We start from the raw sequence: 15870 nt of genomic DNA on the forward strand, positions 1-15870 counted from the left end.
CGCGGCTATGCACCAGACTGCTACTCCTGGACCGCCTTGGCGAGGGTCACGCAGCGGGTGATCCAGTCCTGCTCGGCGGCGGTGAGGGGGCGGTGCTGGCGGGCGGCGTCCTCGATGGCCCAGTGCGCGTTGAGGACCATGCGTACGACGACCCAGTCGCGCGCCCGCGACTCGTCCAGACCGGCGGCGTCGACGAGCGTGTGGAAGCGGCGTCGTACGCCGTCACGGACCCCGTCGTACCCCGCGACGAGCTCGTCCCAGCGGTTCCACAGCATCGGCGCCGGCTCGTAGTGGGGGTCGCCGGCCATCGGCTTCGGGTCGATCACCAGCCACGGCTCGCGCTCGCCGGCCAGCACGTTGGCGTAGTGCAGGTCGCCGTGCACGATCCGCAGGTCGCTGGTGTCAGCGAGGAGGTCGGGGACGAGCGACCTCGTCTGCTCGACGAGCCGGTGCGGGATCGGCGCGTCGCGCGGCAGGTCGGCCAGCGGCGCCGTCCACCGCTCGACGTACGACGCGAGCGTGCGGAGCTGAGGCAGCGCCGGGACGTGCAGGCGGGCGTAGAGCCCGGCCACGATCTCGCACGCCTCGAGGTCCCAGCGCTCCGAGAGGTCCTCCGGTCCGAGCCGCTCGAGGAGCATGGCCCGGCGGCGCGGGTCGGCCCGCAGCAGGCGTACGACGCCGTCGCCGTGCCAGCGCTGCAGCGCGAGCGGCTCGTGCAGCGACTCCTCGTCGCCGTCGAAGGTCACCTTGAGCACGCCCGCGTCGCCGTCGGCGCCGCAGACCGGCAGCACCACCGAGCAGTAGCCGCTCATCGGGTCGTCGTCGACGGTGAGCTCCCACTCCGCCAGGAGGTCGGCGGCCAGCCGGGGCAGCCGGTCTAGCCACGCCGCCCAGTCCTCGCCTCGCGCGGCCGCCGCCTGCAGCGACGCCGGGACCAGGCTCACTTCTTGCCAGGCTTGTCCGTCGAGGGCTGGGTGGTGGACAGCGCGGCGACGAAGGCCTCCTGCGGGACCTCGACGCGGCCGACCATCTTCATCCGCTTCTTGCCTTCCTTCTGCTTCTCGAGCAGCTTCCGCTTGCGGGTGATGTCGCCGCCGTAGCACTTGGCGAGCACGTCCTTGCGCATCGCCCGGATGGTCTCGCGGGCGATGACCCGGGCGCCGATCGCGGCCTGGATCGGCACCTCGAACTGCTGCCGCGGGATGAGGTCCTTCAGCTTGCCGGCCATCATCACGCCGTAGGAGTACGCCGCGTCGCGGTGCACGATCGCGGAGAACGCGTCGACCGGCTCGCCCTGCAGCAGGATGTCGACCTTGACCAGGTCGGCGGCCTGCTCGCCGGAGAACTCGTAGTTGAGCGAGGCGTAGCCCTTGGTCCGCGACTTCAGCTGGTCGAAGAAGTCGAAGGCGATCTCGCCCATGGGCAGGGTGTAGCGCATCTCGACGCGGTCCTCGGAGAGGTAGTCCATCCCCTGCAGCGAGCCGCGCTTGTTCTGGCAGAGCTCCATGATCGTGCCGATGTAGTCGGCCGGGGACAGGATCGTCGCGTCGACGATCGGCTCGCGGACCTCGGCGATCTTGCCCTCGGGGAACTCGCTCGGGTTGGTGACCTCGTGCTCGCTGCCGTCCTCCATGACCACCTGGTAGACGACGTTCGGCGCGGTCGAGATCAGGTCGAGGCCGAACTCCCGCTCCAGCCGGTCGCGGGTGATCTCCATGTGGAGCAGGCCAAGGAAGCCGCAGCGGAAGCCGAAGCCGAGCGCGCCGGAGGTCTCCGGCTCGTACGTCAGCGCGGCGTCGTTGAGCTGCAGCTTGTCGAGCGCCTCGCGCAGGTCGGGGTACTGGTCTCCGTCGATCGGGTAGAGCCCCGCGAAGACCATCGGGTTGGGGTGCTCGTAGCCGCCCAGCGCCTCGGTCGCCGGCCGACCGTTGTTGGTCACGGTGTCGCCGACGCGGGACTGGCGCACGTCCTTCACGCCGGTGATGAGGTAGCCGGTCTCGCCCACGCCGAGGTGGTCGGCCTTGAGCGGCTCCGGGCTGATCACGCCGAGCTCGAGCATCTCGTGGACCGCGCCGGTCGACATCATCTTGATCCGGTCGCGGTGCTTGAGGGAGCCGTCGAAGACGCGGACGTAGGTGACCACGCCGCGGTAGGTGTCGTAGACCGAGTCGAAGATCAACGCCCGGGCCGGCGCGTCGGGGTCGCCCACCGGAGCCGGGGTCTGCGCGACGATCTCGTTGAGCAGCGCCTCGACGCCGAAGCCGGTCTTGGCGCTCACCTGGAGCACCTCGGACGGGTCGCAGCCCACGAGGTTGGCCAGCTCGGCGGCGTACTTCTCCGGGTTGGCGGACGGCAGGTCGATCTTGTTGAGGACCGGGATGATGTGCAGGTCGGCGCCCATGGCCAGGTACAGGTTGGCGAGCGTCTGCGCCTCGATCCCCTGCGCCGCGTCGACGAGCAGGATGGCCGCCTCGCACGCCTGCAGGCTGCGCGAGACCTCGTAGGTGAAGTCGACGTGGCCGGGGGTGTCGATCATGTTGAGGACGTACGTCCCGGGATCGGCCCCGGCGTCGTTGTTCTCGGCGACCGTCCACGGCATCCGCACGGCCTGCGACTTGATCGTGATGCCGCGCTCGCGCTCGATGTCCATCCGGTCGAGGTACTGCGCCCGCGCGTCCCGCTCGCTGAGCACGCCGGTCAGCTGCAGCATCCGGTCGGCCAGGGTCGACTTGCCGTGGTCGATGTGGGCGATGATGCAGAAGTTGCGGATGATCGCGGGGTTGGTGGAGCCGGGCTGCGGCGCGGAGGTCTGCGGAGGCACAGGCTGCTTTCGGGTGTACGACGGGCTCGGACTGGTCTCGGCCGATTGTCCCACGCTCAGTACTGGTGGAACCAAAGCGACAGGTACGTCGACTGCCCCGGGCAGGTGACGTCGCGGTCGCGGTCGTCCTCGACCCACTGGGCGATCACCGCTGCCCCGCCCTGGAACATCCACTCGCCCCCGCACCGGTCGAGCGCGCCGGCCCGTCCCGTCTCGCCCGCCGGCCGCCACTCGGGCAGGCCGAGCCGCAGGTCGCCGACGACGCTCTGCCACAGCGACTGGATCGAGTAGACCCCGACGCGGTACCCGGCGTCGGCGTAGCCCTTCGCTGCGCCCTTGACGACCGCGGCGTTGCCGACCGGGTCGTCCGGCCACTCGTAGTGGCTGACCGGCTCGACGTCGAGCCACACCACCGGGCTCGTGAGGCCGGCCTCCTTCATGGTGGCGAGGTTGAACCTCGCCTGCTGGTAGCCGAGGTTGCCGAGCCGGCCGAGCCGGGTGCTCGCGTCGTACGGCCCCTGGTCGGCGTACTCCCTGACGAAGCGGTCCTCGGGGTAGCTGATCAGGGAGTACGCCGCCGCGAGCAGGTGCCGCTCCTTCACCCACGCCACCTGGTCGGCGAGGCACGGGTTGGGGTGGAAGCCGGGTCCGTTGGTGAGGCCCAGGACCACGAACTCCGCGCTGGCGAGCGGCATCGGCTTGCCCTGCGTCCGCTTCTCCGGGATGCCCATCCCCTTCGGGCACTGTGGCCAGCTGACGTCACCGCCCTCGACGAGCCCGCGGTTCGAGGGCGTGGGGAGGTCGGGGACGCTGACGGAGTACGTGGGCGCGGCCGGCGGCCACGCCGACGGCTCCTCCGAGTCGGGCCAGCCGCTGCCCGGGGACGCGGCGGACGGGTCGCGGCGGAGGCACTCGGCGAGCCGCTCGGCGAGCCGCTCGTCGAGCCGCTGGGCGTCGCGAGCGGCGGCGCGGCGGCGCCCGAGGGGCTCGGCTCCGACCCGGCGTCGGTGGCCCGGCCCCCGCAGCCGCCCGCGGCCAGGGCCGCGGCGAGCATGAGGCCGCCGACGGCGTACGTCATCCTTCGCATCGTCATCGATCCTCGCATCCGGCCGGTGGCCCGGCCGCATCCGGCCGTCGGCCCGCGCGCTCGATCGAGTTGGGTCGGTGTTGGCTCGCTGCTCACCGGGAGTTGGCCGGTCTCCAGCAGGTTTTCGAGCATGACCTCTCTCAACCGTCGCATGCTCCTCGGGGGCGCCGCCGCGCTGGGCGCCGGCGTCTCCCTCGGGCAGCTGTCCCCCGCCTCCGCTCTCGCTCCGGCCGCTCGCCGCGGCCCGGCCCGCGCCTTCGGAAACCGTCCCTCCCTCACCCACGGGGTCCAGGCCGGCGACCCCGTCGGCGGCCAGGTGACGCTCTGGTCCCGCGCCGACCGTTCCTCCCGGCTGGTCGCCGAGATCTCCCGGGACCCGAGCTTCCGCAAGGTCCGCCGCGTCACCGGCCCCGTGGTGACGCCGGACAGCGACCTCACCGGCACCATCCCGGTCCGCGGGCTCCCGTCGGGGCAGGAGCTCTACTACCGGATCACCGCCGTCGATCTGGACGACTACCGGCGTACGTCGGAGCCACTGGTCGGCCGGTTCCGGACCGGCACGACCTCGCGGACGGACATCCGCTTCATCTGGTCCGGTGACATCTCCGGCCAGGGGTACGGCGTGAATCCCGATCTCGGCGGCTTCCGGATCGCACCGGCGATGAAGGCGGCGAACGCCGACTTCTTCCTCTCCTCCGGCGACAACGTGTACGCCGACGGGCCGGTCACCGAGACCGTCGACCTGCCCGACGGGCGGACGTGGCACAACCTGGTGACCGAGGAGAAGAGCGCCGTCGCCCAGACGCTCGACGAGTACCGCGGCCAGTTCAGGTACAACCTGCTGGCCGACAACTGGCGCGAGTTCCTCGCGAGCACCGCGATCATCGCGCAGTGGGACGACCACGAGGTGTTCAACAACTGGTATCCCGGCGAGGTCCTCGTCGGCCGCGCCGGCTTCCCCGACGGTACCCGCGCCGACGACCTCGCCCCGCGCGCCCGGCAGGCGTTCCACGAGTACATCCCGGTCGGCACCGCATCGCCGGACCGGCTCGGCCGGATCTACCGGAAGCTCTCCTTCGGCCCGCTCCTGGACCTCTTCATCCTCGACATGCGCACCTACAAGGACCCCAACACGACCGACCTCGAGACCGAGGACGACGGCGGCATCCTCGGCAGCGAGCAGACGGAGTGGTTCCTCAAGGAGATCAAGCGGTCCACGGCGACCTGGAAGGTGGTCGCCAACGACCTGCCGCTGGGCCTCGTGGTCGCCGACGGGAGCAACATCGAGGCCGTCGCGAACGGCGACAGCGGCGCACCGCTCGGGCGCGAGATCGCGCTCTCGAAGATCCTCACCGAGCTCAAGCGGGCGGGCATCCGCAACCACGTGTGGCTGACCGCGGACGTGCACTACACGGCCGCCCACCACTACCACCCCGACCGCGCGGTCTACCAGGACTTCGACCCGTTCTGGGAGTTCGTCTCCGGCCCGCTCAACGCCGGCGCGTTCGGCCCGAACGCCCTCGACGCCACCTTCGGTCCGGAGGAGGTCTTCGTGGCGGCCCCGGACCGGCAGTCGGCCTCGCCGCTCGAGGGCTATCAGTTCTTCGGCCAGGTCGACATCGACGCGCGCACCCAGCAGCTAACGGTCACGCTCAAGGACGTCGACGGCAAGGCGCTGTTCACCAAGACGCTCGACCCCGAGCGGCGCTGATCAACGGCCGGCAAACCCTGTTGCCGGGCTCATCCGCCCACCGGCGAAGATGGGCGGGTGAGCCCGACGCCGATCCCGACGACCCTGCCCCACGGCCGGACCGCCCGCCGGCTCGAGTGGGCCCACCTGCCGCCCGTCGTACGCGCGGCGATCGAGGGGCGGCTCGGCTCCCGGGTCATGGACGCCGAGTCGCGGACCGGCGGCTACACCCCCGGCTTCGCGTCCGTGCTCACCTGCGCCGACGGGTCGCGGCACTTCGTGAAGGCCGCCTCTGTGAAGGCGCAGCGGGTGTTCGCCGCCGCCTACCGCGAGGAGGCGCTCAAGCTGAGGAAGCTCGCCGGCTGGATCCCGGCACCGGCACTGCGGTGGGTGCGCGACGAGGACGACTGGGTCGTCCTGGGCTTCGAGTACGTCGAGGGTCGGGCTCCCGAGCGGCCGTGGACCGACACCGACCTGGGCGCCGTCTCCGACCTGCTCGTCGAGGCCGCCGGCCGGCTGACGCCGGCACCGGGCTGCGGGTGGGCGACGTTCGCGGAGGATCACGCCGCGTTCCCGTCGTACTGGGAGCTGCTCGGACACCTGCCGCACGCCGACGAGGCGGCCTCGCTGGCCGCCCGGTTCGGTGACGTCACCGCCGGCGACACGCTCGTCCACGTCGACGTACGCGACGACAACGTGCTCATCCGGCCGGACGGGTCCGCGGTCCTCTGCGACTGGAACTGGCCGGTCGTCGGGGCCGCCTGGCTGGACTCGCTGCTACTGCTCATCGGTCCGCGCGGCGACGGCATCGACGTCGAGGCGCATCTCGCCGCCCATCCGCTGCTGTCGGCAGTCGATCCGGAGGCGATCGACTCGGTCCTCGCACTGGTGACCGGCTACTTCCTGAAGTCGGCTGGCGACCCGGTGCCGCCGACGTCGCCGTACCTCCGCGACGTCCAGCGCTGGCAGGGTGAGGTCTGCTGGTCGTGGCTCTCCGAGCGGCGCGGCTGGTGACCCCGGTGAGCCGTCGGTCTCGGGGCCCATCACGGATTTGAGGGCCCGGAGGCGGCGCTGTTAATCTTGGTGGTCGCGTGTTCGCGTAGGCCTCTCCCCTCTCACGCCCGCTGTGCTGCCAAATCTGGGAGGCCGGATGAGAGCCCGCACCACCACACGTCGAACTCTGGAGAACACGACCCACATGGCGAACATCAAGTCGCAGATCAAGCGCAACAAGCAGAACGAGAAGCGCCACGAGCGCAACAAGGCCGTCAAGAGCGGTCTGAAGACGGCCGTCCGCAAGTTCCGCGAGGCCGCCGAGGCCGGCGACAAGGAGACCGCTGTCGCGCTGGGCCGCGACGCCGCGAAGAAGCTCGACAAGGCCGCCTCCAAGGGCGTCATCCACAAGAACCAGGCGGCCAACCGCAAGTCGGCGATCGCCAAGAAGGCCGCCTCGCTCTGAGCCGAGCCCGCTGAAGCTCTTCCGAAGGCCCGTCCCGTGAGGGGCGGGCCTTCGTCCGTTGATTCGGGGATTGTGCCCGCTTCATTCGGGGATTGTGGCTCGCCATCCGGACGCTGGCCCGGACTCGACGGGTCAGAACCCCCGACTCAACGGGAGCGCAGGCCGGCCACGGTGAGGACGAGTCGCTCCATGGTGTAGGACGGATCGCCGGCGGCGCCTTTGAGGTCGGCGTCGGCTGCTGCGACCGCCCGGATCGCACGGGCGATCCCGTCCGGCGACCAGCCCCGCGCGAGGGCGGCCACGGACTTCTGCTTCCACGGCGGCATGCCGCCGTCGCGATTGCCCGCCACGTGGTTGGCGACCGAGCGGAGCTGCCCGGCGACCGCCGAGAGGATGTAGACCGGTGAGGTGCCGCCCTCGAGCGACCAGCGCAGCTCCTCGAAGGCCTTGACCCGGTTGCCGCTGATCATGGCGTCGGCGATCACATAGTTCTTGACCTCGGCTCTTCCCCCGAAGTACGTCCTCACATGGTCCTCGGTCAGTGCCTCACCCGGGAAGTCGCTGGCGAGCTGGGCGGCCGCGGCGGCCAGGCCGCGGAGGTCCTGGCCCACGGCCTGGACGAGGAACTCGGCGCCGGCCTGGTCGATCCGGCCGCCGTGGGCCTTGACCTCGCCCGCCACGAACCTCGGGAACTCCGAGGGCCGCGGCTCCTCGGACTTGTGCTCGGCCACCGCAGGCAGCTTGCGCAGCTTGGCGAGGGTGCCGCTGCCCCTCGGGCCGCCTCCGTGGACGAGGACGAGAGCGACGTCCTCGGCGGGCGCGGCGGCGTAGTCGAGCAGGCCCGGCACCGACTCGTCCGGGAGGTTCTCCAGCCCGCGGACGACGACACACCGGATGCTCGAGAACAGCGACGGCGCGCTGAGCTCGCCGAGGGTGGCGAGGGTGAGATCGGCCGCGCCGGCATCGGAGATCTCGGCCTCGGCGTCATGGGCGCGCACCACCGACCGCACTGCGGCGACGGTCCGCTCGGAGAGGAACTCCTCCTTGCCGGTCACCAGCGTGACCCGGCCGAGGACGTCTGCTGCGCGGGAGAGCGAGGGTGCGGCTGCCATGGTGCGACCAGCCTGCCACAGCGCGCCGACACCAGTCGCCGAGGCCGGCGGCCCGGCCAGCCGCCCGGCACGACACGAACCGGTCAGTGCGTCGCGACCGCCGGCCCGTCGCTGGTCGCGACGACGGCCACCGAGCCGTCCTCGTCGGTGCGGTAGACGGCGACGCCGGCTGCCTCGAGCGGGTCCAGGGTCGAGGCGGCGGGGTGGCCGTAGTCGTTGTCGGCGCCGACGGAAGTGAGCGCGACGCGCGGGTGGAGGGACAGCAGCCAGTCCTCGTCCTGGTAGCGCGAGCCGTGGTGAGGCACCTTGAGGACGTCGACGTGCAGCCCCGGCAGGGCGCGGGCGAGCGCCTCCTGCCCGTCGGGCTCGACGTCGCCGGTGAGCAGCATCCGCAGGCCGTGGCTCTCGACGAGGAGGACGACGCTGGCGGCGTTGGCCGTCGAGCCGTCACCGGGACCCTTGGTGGGCGAGTCGGGCAGCGGCCAGAGCACCTGGAGCGTGACGGGCCCGATGGCGACCGTGCCGGCGTACGGCGCCGGCCGGAGCACCAGCCCGGCGCCAGCCGCAGCCCCGGATGCCTCCGCGACCCCCTCGGGCGGGTCCTGCAGCCGCGTCGTCCAGATCTCGCCGACCGTGCGCCCGTCGAGCGCGCCGTCGATCCCGTCGACGTGGTCGGCGTGGAAGTGGGTGAGGACGAGCAGCGGGATGCTCGTGACGTCGAGGTCGTCGAGGCACTGGTCCATCGGGTCCGGGTCCGGGCCGGTGTCCACGATCACGGCGCTGTGGGGTCCGGTCGCCAGCGCCAGCCCGTCGCCCTGTCCGACGTCGCACATGACGAGAACCCAGTCGTCCGGAGGCCAGCCCGGGGTCGGAGGGCGTACGACGAGCGCGACGACCAGCAGCACGCAGCACGCCCCGCCCGCCAGCCGATGGCGCAGGACCCGGGGCGCCAGCACGGCGACGGCGCAGCACAGTGCCACCAGGAGGAGCAGCGCGATCGGACCACTCCCCCAGCCGACGTCGGCGGTCGGCAGCCGGGCGCAGTGGTGGGCCACGGCGATGATCCAGCCCACGCACCACGACGCGAGCGTGCCGGCCAGCGCGCCGACGGGGGCCCACGCCAGTCCCAGCACGCCGCCGAGGAGGCCCAGCACCGTCGCCGGGGCGACGGCCGGCTCCGCGAGCAGGTTGGCGACGACGGCGACCAGGCTGACCTTCGCCGAGATCGCGGCGATGAGCGGCGTGCAGGCCAGCTGGGCGGCCGCCGGGACGGCGATCGCCTCGGCCAGCCACCGCGGTAGCCATCGGGCCAGTGCGTCGCGCCAGGGTGGCCCGAGCAGCAGGATCCCGGTGGTCGCGACGACCGACAGGGCGAATCCCATCGAGCGCGCCAGCCCCGGGTCGAGGAGAAGGAGGCCGAGGACGGAGGCGCCCAGGCCGCGCAGAGCGCGCTGGCGGCCGTTGTGGCCCATGGCGAGCAGGCCGACGGCGCCCATCGCGGCGGCGCGGACGACGCTCGGCTCGGTCCGCGCGAGCAGGACGAACCCGACGATGCCGACCGCGCCGACGGCGTACAGCCAGCGGCCGCGGGCCCTGCACCACCGGGCCACGACGAGGAGGAAGCCGACCACCAGGGTGAGGTTGGTGCCCGAGACCGCGAGCAGGTGGGTCAGCCCGGTCGTGCGGAACTCGTCGGCCAGCGCGTCGTCGACGCCGGCGTCATCGCCGTCCACCAGCGCCGGGACGAGTGCGCGCTCGTCCGCCGGCCGGTGGGCGACCGCGTCGCGGATCGACCCGCGCAGGACCGCGGAGAGGCCCCACCACGGACCGGGGTCGGCGACGACCGAGGGGTCCTCGGCCACGAACAGCGCGGCCACGTCGTCGGACCGCGCCGGCGCCAGCTCGCCACGGGCCTGGACCGTCGCCCCGAGCGGCACCTCGCGCCACGCGTCGCCACCGAGCGCGAGCACCGGTGTGTGCAGCTGGTAGCGCTGCCCGCGACCGCTCACCTCCCGCACCGACAGGTCCAGGAGCTGCTCGGTGTCGTGGGCGCCGACGACCGTGCGCGGGTCGGAGGTCACCTCGGCGGTCACGTGCACGAGCGCCCCTGCCCGCGCGAGGGCGGCGACCGGGTTGCGGTCGACGCGGGCGATGTGCAGGGCCGCGACCCCGCCGGCAGCGAGGAGCACCACGACGACCGCTGCAGCGGTGGCCCGGGCACCTCGACGCCGGCCGGCACCGAGCACCAGGCCGACGCCGAGGGCGACAGCGGAGCCGACCCCGAGGCGCAGGCCCACCGCCCCGTCGCCCGCCACGACCGGGCCGGCGAGCGCGCCCAGCCACGCCGCGGCGCCGAGCGCCGGCAGCCGCAGGTCCTTCACCCCAACCCCCGGTCGCCGGTCAGACGGTCACGAGCGGGGTCAGCTTCTCCATCGTCACCGGCCCGATCCCGTCGACCTCGAGGAGCTCGTCGACGGAGGTGAAGCCGCCGTTCTGCTCGCGCCACTCGAGGATCGACTGGGCGGTGACGGGCCCGACGTCGGGCAGCGCGTCGAGCTCCTCGGCGGTGGCGGTGTTGAGGTTGACCAGCGTGCCCGGCCCACCGGAGGAGGCGGTCCCCGACGGCGCGGGCACGCCGGCACCCGCCGCCGTGCCGTCGACCACGATCTGCTGCCCGTCGGTCAGAACGGCGGCGAGATTGAGCCCGCCGAGCGCCCGCCGCCGGAGCGCGCCTCCGGCGGCCTTGACCGCATCCACCACGCGCGAGCCGGTCGGCAGGACCACGATGCCGGGGTGCCGCACCTTGCCCTCCACGTCGACCGTCACCGTGCCCCCGGCGCTCGCCGCGGCGGACGGCGAGGTCACCGCGACGGGCGATCCGTCCGCACCGGCCGCCGATCCGGCGGACGCGCTCGGCGTGCTCGGCAGCGCCGCCAGGGGCGCCGCGCTCGCGGCGCTCACCGGCGCGGGCACGGGGGCCGCGTCGGACCGGATCACCCACCAGCAGGTCGCGGCCAGCCCGGCGGCCACCACCAGCGCGACCACCGCGAGGTGCCACGGCCCGACCCCGATCCGCCCCCTCAACGGCTCGGTGACCAGCGCCTGCGGCGCCAGCACGCGGCGGCGTCGGGCCGCGTGGCGCCCGGGCGCCGGGGTCCCGGTCAGCGGCGTCGCAGCGACCGTCTCGTCGGGCTCCGCGCGCGGCGGCCCCTCCGGCGCCGCGGTCGCGGGATCGAGCCCCGCCAGCCGGGTGTGGCCGGCCCACCAGGGGTCCTCGTCGTCGTCGTCAACCGGGTCCGGCGGCGGCGCTGCCCACTCCTGCGCGAGCTCGGCGCGCAGGAGCTCCAGCCGCCGGTGGACGGCGTCCTGGTGGTCGGGGGTCGATCGCGTTCGCATGCAGGGGACGCTAGGCGCGCCCGACGACGTACGGCGGCTGGGCCGGCGCGCCCTGTGGAGGGCCGCCTCCCGGGGCCTCGTTGTGGACGCCTCCCGGCCCTCCGTGACCGAACTCACGCCCGATTCGGGCGGTCTTACACAGCGTTTACCGACAGTCCGATCGCGCGTCACCCATCGCCGACCGGGCACTGCCTAGCCTCGTCGCCAACCCACCAGCAGCACAACCACGGTCCAGCGAATCTCGGGAGCAGGGCTCATGAAGCTGTCAGTGATCGGCACCGGCTATCTCGGGGCCACCCATGCCGCCGCGATGGCGTCGCTGGGCCACGAGGTCCTCGGCGTCGACGTCGACGCGGCGAAGGTCGCCATGCTGCAGAGCGGCACGGTGCCGTTCCACGAGCCCGGCCTCCCCGAGCTCCTCGCCGACCAGGTCGCGTCCGGACGGCTCCGGTTCACGACCGACGCCGCCGAGGCGGGGGCGCACGCCGACGTGCACTTCGTGTGCGTCGGGACTCCGCAGCGCAAGGGCGAGTACGCCGCCGACCTCCGCTACGTTGACGCCGCCATGGCGGCGCTGGTGCCGCACCTGAGAGCGGGCAGCCTCGTCGTCGGCAAGTCGACGGTGCCCGTCGGCACCGCCGCCCGGCTGCTGGAGCAGGTCGAGGCCGCCGACGCCGACCTGGTGTGGAACCCGGAGTTCCTCCGCGAGGGCTTCGCCGTCGAGGACACGCTGCGGCCCGACCGGATCGTCATCGGGGCGACGAGCGAGCGGGCGGCGAAGACGCTGCTCGACGTCTACGAGTCCATGGTCACCGCGGGCACACCGGTCATCTCGACCGACCTGGCCACCGCCGAGCTGGTGAAGGTGGCCGCGAACTCCTTCCTCGCCACCAAGATCTCCTTCATCAACGCGATGGCCGAGGTCTGCGAGGCGACCGGTGCCGACATCACCAGCCTCGCCGAGGCGATCGGCCACGACGCCCGGATCGGCCACCGGTTCCTGAGGGCCGGACTCGGCTTCGGCGGCGGCTGCCTGCCGAAGGACATCCGCGCGTTCATGGCGCGCGCCGGCGAGCTCGGCGTCGACCAGGCGCTGTCCTTCCTCAAGGAGGTCGACTCGATCAACCAGCGCCGTCGGGCCCGGACCGTCGACCTCGCCCGCGAGATGTGCGGCGGCTCGCTGGCGGGCATGCGCGTGTGCGTCCTGGGCGCGGCGTTCAAGCCCGACTCCGACGACATCCGCGACAGCCCGGCGCTCGACGTCGCGCTCTCCTGCCAGCAGCAGGGCGCCGCCGTACGCGTCTACGACCCGTACGCCATGGACAACGCCAGGACGTCCTTCCCGACGCTGGCGTACGCCGACAGCGCGGTCGATGCCGCCGTCGACGCCGACGTCGTGCTCCATCTGACCGAGTGGCGCGAGTTCGCGGAGCTGCATCCCGCCGAGCTCTCCGCCGTCGTCCGCGAGCGGCGCATCGTCGACGGCCGCAACACCCTCGACCGCGAGCTCTGGACCCGCGAGGGCTGGACCCACCGGGCGCTCGGGCGCCAGTCGCTCTGAGGCCCCACAGACTCTCCCCGGTCCTGTGCGCGCAGGGGGCTCACAGGGCCGGGGAGACCACGACCGCGAGCATCCCGGGCCCGACGTGCACGGCGAGCGACGCGCCGAGCTCGCCGCACCTCACCTCCCGGCCGCCGAGCTGCGGCGCGAGCCGCTCGGCCAGGTGCTCACGGAGTACGCCGGCCCGCTCAGGGCTGTCCAGATGGGCGACGACGACCTCCACGTCGCGCTCGCCCGCCGCCTCGACGGCGAGCTCCTCGAGACGCGACAGCGCCCTCGCCGCGGTACGCACCCGCTCGTGGAGCACCACCTGACCGTCCTCGATCGCGAGCAGCGGCTTGACCGCCAGCGCCGAGCCCAGCAGCGCGGCCGCCGCCCCGATCCGGCCGCCGCGACGCAGATAGTCGAGCGTGTCCACGTAGAACAGCGAGCGGGTCGCCTCGGCCCGGGCGAGGGCGGCGGCCGCGGCGTCCTCGGCGCCGGCACCCTCGTCCACCGCCTTGGCGGCGGCCAGCACGGCGAAGCCGAGGCACGGGCCGACCGCGCGGGTGTCGAGGGTGACGACGGGCACCGGTGACGTCTTCGCCGCGAGCCGCGCCGAGTCGAGCGTGCCGCTCATCTCCGCCGAGAGGTGGATCGAGACGATCTCGTCGTACCCCTCGGCCGCGAGCGCCTCGTAGGTCTGCCCCAACGCCGCCGGCGCGGGCCGCGACGTCGAGACCGACCGCCTCCCCGACAGCGCACGGGTGACGGCCTCGGCGGAGGTCTCGGGCCCGCCGTCGGCGTACGCCTCGCTGTCGACGATGATCTGCAGCGGCACCACGGTGATCCCGGACGCGACCGGCTCCGGCAGCATCGCCGAGGAGTCGGTGACGATCGCAACCTTCCCCGCCATGGGATGCAACCCTATCCAGCCCCCAGTGCGTCCTCGCCGCGGTGTCCGCCGCGGCCGGGCATCGTTCTTTACCTACGGGGGTACCTCGAACGGCGTCACCGATCGCTGGCAGGCACGTCCCGGCCACAGGTGGCTACTACCGAAAGCCACACGGCCCGAGGGGAAGACATGACCGCAGACCTCCGCGAACGCGAGCACACCGACGGTCCGCCCGAGCTCTTCGGGGTGCTCCTCATGCTCGTCATGACGGTCGCGCTGATCGCGCTGGCGCTCCTCGTCGTCTGAGGCCCTGGGCGAAAGCCACTGACAAGCCACCGCGGCGCGCCCTAGCCTCCGAGAGTGCCGAGACACTCCTCGTTCCTCAGCGTCCACGCGGCTGCGGTCCCCGCCGCGGAGGACGCGCGCTTCGAGCTCGCCGACGTGCGCCGCTACGCGCGGCTCCGGCTGCGTCGCTTCGTGTCCGTGGCGCGGACCGCCGATCGGACGTCGTTCCGCGCCGTCGTCCGTGACCATCTCGGTGTCCGGCCCGACGGGCTGCCCGTGGTGGCGGAGCGCTGGCCCGCCTACGAGCACGTCAACGTCCAGGCCGCGCTAGACGCCGCGCTCGCCCGCCCGGACCGGCAGCACGAGGTCGCGGGATCACGAACTGGCGCCATCACGGCGGCTTCGACCTCGCCGACCTCCTCGGCGAGGACTTCGACTTCGGCCTGCGCCCCGGCAACGTCACCCGGGTGAGACTGCCCAGCGGGCCGGCGGGTGCGACCCGGGAGTGCCTGCAGGCGGCGGTGGTGCTCGTGACGCAGGGCGAGGAGCGGCTCGCCGTCCTCGTGATGGGCTCCGACCCCGACGAGGGCGGCGGCGTACGCGTGCAGACGATGGCGACCGAGGAGCGCGTCGCCCGGGCGTTCGGCCAGGAGCTGCGGGAGCGTGCGCTCGAGCTGAACGTCTACCGCGGGCAGGTCGTGAGCTTCGGCCACGACGTCTTCGGGGAGCGAGGCTCACTGCTGAGGTTCGAGGACCGACCCACGATGTCGGCGGACGAGCTGATCCTGCCGGAGGAGACGTTCGCGGACCTGCGCCGGCAGGTCGTGGGCGTCGCCCGTCACGGCGAGCGGCTGCGGCGCGCGGGGCAGCACCTCAAGCGTGGTCTGCTCCTCTACGGTCCCCCGGGCGTCGGCAAGACCCACTCGGTCCGCTACCTCATGAGCGAGCTGGTCGGCACCACCGTCGTCGAGCTCAGCGGGGAGTCGCTCGGCGCGCTGCGCGAGGCCTGCTCGGTCGCCCGGTCGCTCCAGCCCGCGATGATCGTCGTCGAGGACGTCGATCTCATCGCGCAGGACCGCGACTACTACGACGGCGACGCGTCACCGCTGTTCACGCTGCTCAACGAGATGGACGGACTCGACGAGGACGCCGATGTCGTCTTCCTCCTGACCACCAACCGTGCCGACCTGCTCGAGGATGCGCTCGCGTCGCGCCCCGGGCGGGTCGACCAGGCGGTCTGGATCGACCGGCCCGACCGCGACGCACGGCGCAAGCTCATCGAGCTCTACCGCGGACGCCTCGACCTCGATCTCAGCCGGCTCGACGGGGTCCTCGACCGCACCGAGGGGGTCACCGCGTCCTTCCTCAAGGAGCTGCTGCGCCGCGCCGCGGTGATCGCCGCCGACCGCGAGACCGGCCCGGTCGACGGTCTGCCGCTGCACGTCTCGGCCGACGACCTCGACGCTGCGGTCGACGACCTCCTCGACACCCGCAACCAGATGACGCGCACCGCGCTCGGGCTGCGTACGGGCGGCACCGACGCCGACGCAGAGCCGGACTGGGACGACGTCGACGAGGAGTGACC

The 15870-nt window shown here is 72.9% G+C and carries 13 protein-coding genes; 6 read left to right on the forward strand and 7 right to left on the reverse strand.

The window, feature by feature from the left end:
* Positions 1 to 20: 20 nt before the first annotated feature.
* From ABLE53_RS22350 to ABLE53_RS22360, 3 genes are read right to left on the reverse strand one after another with little or no spacing between them, the layout of a single operon-like run.
* Positions 21 to 944 (reverse strand): aminoglycoside phosphotransferase family protein, encoded by a 924-nt coding sequence (locus ABLE53_RS22350; protein WP_348861368.1) that lies wholly within the window; start codon positions 942 to 944, stop codon positions 21 to 23.
* Positions 941 to 2821 (reverse strand): translation elongation factor 4, encoded by a 1881-nt coding sequence (lepA, locus tag ABLE53_RS22355; protein WP_348861369.1) that lies wholly within the window; start codon positions 2819 to 2821, stop codon positions 941 to 943. The genes ABLE53_RS22350 and lepA overlap by 4 nt, the downstream gene beginning before the upstream one ends.
* 56 nt (positions 2822 to 2877) lie before the next feature.
* Positions 2878 to 3948 carry a glycoside hydrolase family 25 domain-containing protein gene (locus tag ABLE53_RS22360; RefSeq protein WP_348861370.1) on the reverse strand — a complete coding sequence of 357 codons (1071 nt, stop codon included), beginning with the start codon at positions 3946 to 3948 and terminating at the stop codon, positions 2878 to 2880.
* A 90-nt stretch (positions 3949 to 4038) separates the two neighbouring features.
* Here ABLE53_RS22360 and ABLE53_RS22365 point away from each other — a divergent pair, with 90 nt between their 5' ends.
* From ABLE53_RS22365 to rpsT, 3 genes are all read left to right on the forward strand, one after another.
* Entirely contained in the window at positions 4039 to 5619 is a 1581-nt protein-coding gene (locus tag ABLE53_RS22365; RefSeq protein ID WP_348861371.1) for an alkaline phosphatase D family protein, read from the forward strand.
* A 57-nt stretch (positions 5620 to 5676) separates the two neighbouring features.
* On the forward strand, positions 5677 to 6612 hold the full coding sequence (locus tag ABLE53_RS22370) for a phosphotransferase family protein (protein WP_348861372.1): 936 nt from the start codon (positions 5677 to 5679) through the stop codon (positions 6610 to 6612).
* 184 nt (positions 6613 to 6796) lie between these two features.
* Complete coding sequence (rpsT, locus tag ABLE53_RS22375) at positions 6797 to 7057, forward strand: 30S ribosomal protein S20 (RefSeq protein ID WP_348861567.1); 261 nt, start codon at positions 6797 to 6799, stop codon at positions 7055 to 7057.
* A gap of 146 nt (positions 7058 to 7203) precedes the next feature.
* Here the strand turns inward: rpsT and holA are convergent, their stop codons facing one another.
* The 3 genes from holA to ABLE53_RS22390 form a co-directional block, all read right to left on the reverse strand.
* A complete protein-coding gene (gene holA / locus ABLE53_RS22380; protein ID WP_348861373.1) occupies positions 7204 to 8169 on the reverse strand; it encodes a DNA polymerase III subunit delta in 966 nt (321 codons plus the stop codon).
* Positions 8170 to 8252: 83 nt separating this feature from the next.
* A complete protein-coding gene (locus ABLE53_RS22385; RefSeq protein WP_348861374.1) occupies positions 8253 to 10550 on the reverse strand; it encodes a ComEC/Rec2 family competence protein in 2298 nt (765 codons plus the stop codon).
* 19 nt (positions 10551 to 10569) lie between these two features.
* Positions 10570 to 11565: a helix-hairpin-helix domain-containing protein gene (locus ABLE53_RS22390; protein WP_348861375.1), complete on the reverse strand. Its 996-nt coding sequence runs from the start codon at positions 11563 to 11565 to the stop codon at positions 10570 to 10572.
* A 256-nt stretch (positions 11566 to 11821) separates the two neighbouring features.
* On the opposite strand from ABLE53_RS22390, the gene ABLE53_RS22395 reads away from it, so the two are divergent.
* Complete coding sequence (locus ABLE53_RS22395) at positions 11822 to 13126, forward strand: UDP-glucose dehydrogenase family protein (protein WP_348861376.1); 1305 nt, start codon at positions 11822 to 11824, stop codon at positions 13124 to 13126.
* Between the two features lie 40 nt (positions 13127 to 13166).
* Here ABLE53_RS22395 and ABLE53_RS22400 read toward each other — a convergent pair whose 3' ends face one another.
* Entirely contained in the window at positions 13167 to 14021 is an 855-nt protein-coding gene (locus tag ABLE53_RS22400; protein ID WP_348861377.1) for a DegV family protein, read from the reverse strand.
* A gap of 339 nt (positions 14022 to 14360) precedes the next feature.
* Here ABLE53_RS22400 and ABLE53_RS22405 point away from each other — a divergent pair, with 339 nt between their 5' ends.
* Both ABLE53_RS22405 and ABLE53_RS22410 read left to right on the forward strand, forming a co-directional pair.
* Positions 14361 to 14756: a hypothetical protein gene (locus ABLE53_RS22405; protein ID WP_348861378.1), complete on the forward strand. Its 396-nt coding sequence runs from the start codon at positions 14361 to 14363 to the stop codon at positions 14754 to 14756.
* On the forward strand, positions 14753 to 15868 hold the full coding sequence (locus tag ABLE53_RS22410) for an AAA family ATPase (protein WP_348861379.1): 1116 nt from the start codon (positions 14753 to 14755) through the stop codon (positions 15866 to 15868). Before ABLE53_RS22405 ends, ABLE53_RS22410 begins: the two co-directional genes overlap by 4 nt.
* Positions 15869 to 15870 lie beyond the last annotated feature (2 nt).

It is taken from the genome of Nocardioides asiaticus, assembly GCF_040049175.1.
Lineage (GTDB): Bacteria > Actinomycetota > Actinomycetes > Propionibacteriales > Nocardioidaceae > Nocardioides > Nocardioides cheoyonin.